This window comes from Streptosporangium sp. NPDC003464 (assembly GCF_053588315.1).
In genome coordinates this window covers 1-3517 of the sequence record NZ_JBSFPS010000474.1, presented here as the reverse complement: position 1 = coordinate 3517, position 3517 = coordinate 1, and the positions used below count along the sequence as shown (strand labels likewise).

Genomic DNA, 3517 nt, shown 5'->3' with positions numbered 1-3517 from the left:
CCGGTGCGACGTAGCTGTGGTCGTAGTGCGACATCAGGATCTCCCGCGCGCCGCGGATGTCCGGCGCCCAGTACTGGGCCTGGCCGTTCGGGCCCATGATCCGGTCGTAGCCGCCGATGCCGTGGTTGTCCTCGGCCGACACCCCGCCGGAGAAGTCGAGCGACTGCTTGCCCGTCAGCACCATCGCGGAGTCGGGTGTCATCACCAGGATGCCCTTGGTGTGCATGAGCATCGTGGCCTCGGCGTTCCAGTACGGCTGGGCGCCGACGTTGATGCCCGCGACCACGACGTTGATCTCACCGCCGTCCTGGGTGAAGTTCACGATCCGCTTCAGCGCGGCCGCCACCCAGTCCATGTTCTCGGTGCCGGACGACATCGAGATCCGGGCGCCCGCGGAGAGCGCGAACCACTCCAGGGGCACCCGCATCCGCTCGGCCAGGTCGAGCGCGGCGATCACCCGCGCGCACTCGGGCTCGGACAGCGCGCCGAGCGCCTTCGTCGGGTCGCCCAGCAGCACGACGCGGGTCATGCCCTCCGGGTGGCGCGGCGTGGGCGTGCTGACGACACCCGCGACGAGCGCGGCGGTGTTGCGCCCCTTGGGCCGGTCCACCGGCACCAGCTTCGAGTGCTCGTCCAGGTCGTACTCGGTGAACGAGCCGGACGGTCCGGCGAGCATGCCGGTCAGCTCGTACGGGTGGTGCGTGCCGCGGCTGTGCGCGCGCAGCACGTCCTGGCGGTAGTCGTCCAGCGGCTCGATGGGCTCGGTCGGCGGCGGCCCGACGGACAGTTGCACGCCGGAACTCATGTCGTAGCCGATCCGGACGGCGATGTCGACGAGCTCACCGGTGGCGCTGTCGCGGCGCCTGCCGAGGAACAGCACCTCCTCCAGGCCAGCACCCGCCGTCGTCGGCAACACGCGCCTGGCCACGGTGTTCAGGTCGTCCGGTGAGAGGTCGGTCGGCGGCCACACGTAGATGACGATCCGGTTCGTGGCGGACGTCTTCGCGCCGGGCTTCTTGGCCCGGCGGATCGCGTCGAGGCACGTGGCCAGGATGTCCTCGGCCGCGGGCAGCGCGACGAGCCTGCCCTCGTCGTCACGCAACGGGGTCAGGTCGCGGACCTGCCCCAGGGCGACCAGGCGCTCGTCGGACGGGTTCTGCCGTGCCGCGGCCCGGAAGAGGTAGACCTCCTCGTCGGGCGAGGGCAGCCGGGTGAGGTCGAAGTCGCGCAACCGCTCCAGCTGCATGCGCTCGGCGATGCGCGGGTGCAGACCGCGCAGCAGCCGCTCCTCCACGAAGCCGTCCGCGGACGGCCGGAAGGTGAAGTGGTGGTGCATCACGGCGCCGCTGTTGCCCGCGACGGTCGTGGTGATGCGGTCGATCCGGTCCGACGGCTGCTGCGCGGCCAGGACCTCGCGCAGGCGCGTGGCCATCTCGTCGGGGTCGCTCGGACCGTCCGACCAGGTCAGGTAGAGGTCCGCCACCAGCGCGCCGTCACCGGCGAACTCATCGACCGCCTTGACCGCCTGGGCCAGCGCCAGGAAGTCGACCGCGGTGGTCACGACGCGGCCTCCGCCCGCCGCGGTGAGGTGGTCGGCGACGACGAACGTGCAGCCCACCGCCTTGCTCACCCGGATGTCGCTGAGCGCGCGGTTGCCGTAGTAGCGGCGGCTCAGCACCTCCAGCAGCGGCACGGGGTCCGTGCCCTCGCGGCCGATCCGCCGGCCGACCAGCCGGACGAGCGGTTCGGGACTGGCGACCATCGCGGAAATCCGCTCGGCACGGTCGGGCGCGTCCGGATGGTGGTCGAGGTGGCGCAGGTGCTTGCGCACGGCCGTGTAGACCTTGGCGCGGGTGCGGCGCAGCAGCGGTTGGGCGAACCAGGCGAACACGACGCCGCGCGCCAGGTCCGCGACGGCCGGGAACCGGACCTGGGTGGCGGCGACCAGGTGCTCCAGTGCCAGGCCGACGGTGACGCGGTCCGCCTCGGCGGGCGGGGCCTCGTTCACCCACTGGCGCAGCAGGGCCGTCACCACGGCGACGTCGGCGGCGGCGCGCTGCTGGGCCAGGAAGATCCGGAAGACCGCGTCCTCCAGCTCCGGCGTGCGGTCCAGGCCCTCGACGCCGTAGCGGGACAGCACCTGCGTGAGCCGCTGCTGGAAGCTGTCCGACAGTCCGGACCGGTCCGAATCGAGGTATCGCAGGTAGGTGTGGAAGTATTCGCGGGGGCTGTGCACCGAGGAGGCGGACTTCGACTCCTCGCCGGCGGGCCGGTTGCGGCTCAGTTCGCTCAGGTCGGCGAACAGGCGCAGCAGCTCGACCTCACCGGCCAGCTCGTGTCCGCCCTCCGCGACGAGCTCGGCGCGCGCGGCCAGGTAGTCGGCGAGCAGGCGCTTGTCGTCCCGGGGGTCGATGTCGAAGCCCAGCAGCAGGCTGCGCAGGTCCTGCAGAGCGCGCGCGGCCCGCTCGGCGGCGGGCACGTCCACCGGCTCGGAGGGCAGGTCCAGCTCGGCTTCCTTCGCCGCGGCCGCGGGGCCGGCCGCCTCGTCGCCGTCACCCAGCGGCTCCAGGCGGAGCAGGCGGGCGCCCGCCTCCACCTGGCTGCCGAGCGACACCGCGAGCTCCCGCACGCGGCCGCGGAACGGCGCGCGCAGCACGGTCTCCATCTTCATGCTCTCGACCACAAGCAGTGGCGCGCCGGCCTCGACCTCGTCGCCCACCTGCAGCGGTGTGGCCACCACGAGCGCGGGCACGGGCGAGCGCACGATGCCGCCCTCGTCGCGGCTGATCCGGTGCGTGACGCCGTCGACCTCGACCAGGTGGATCGGGCCGTGAGTGCTCGTGACGACTTTGAATCGGACGCCGTTCACGGTGATCTGGCCGCTGTGCTCGTCGAAGCGCTCGATGCCGACGTCGGCCGCGTGCTCGGGGCCGCCCGCCGAGATGCCGATGCGGAACCGGTGGCCACCGATGCGGGCGACCTGGACGCGGTAGCCGACGTCGCGGAGCTTGAGCTCCAGCGCGCGGCCGCTGTCGTGCTGCGACTGCGGACGGCCGCCGTGCGCGGTGGACAGGAAGCGCTGGCGCGTCACGGCCTCCTCGTCCTCGTAGGCCTCGACGGCGGCGGCGATCAGCGCGATCGCGGAGTGCCGGTGCGACACGAGGGCGCCCTGGGCGCGCACACGGTCGATCCAGCCGGTGTCGGCGGACCCGTCGATCACCGCGGGCTCGTCGAGCAGCATGCGGACGAAGCCCTTGTTCGTCACGCCGCCCTCGATGATGACGGTCGTCTGGGTCATCGCGCGGCGCAGGCGGGCCAACGCCTCCGTGCGGTCACGGCCGTGCGCGATGATCTTGGCGATCATCGAGTCGAAGTCGGCGGGGATCGCGTCGCCCTCGCTGAACCCGGTGTCCACCCGGATGCCGGGGCCGCTGGGCAGCGCCAGCCGCGTGATCCGGCCGGGCGAGGGTGCGAAGTCGCGGTCGGGGTCCTCGGCGTTGTGGGGGGGCGCCACGGC

The 3517-nt window shown here is 72.8% G+C and carries 1 protein-coding gene; it reads right to left on the bottom strand.

Going from position 1 to position 3517, the window contains the following annotated elements:
- A partial coding sequence (locus ACWDS7_RS47410; protein WP_451934665.1) for a biotin/lipoyl-containing protein occupies positions 1-3517 on the bottom strand: 3517 nt, incomplete at both ends.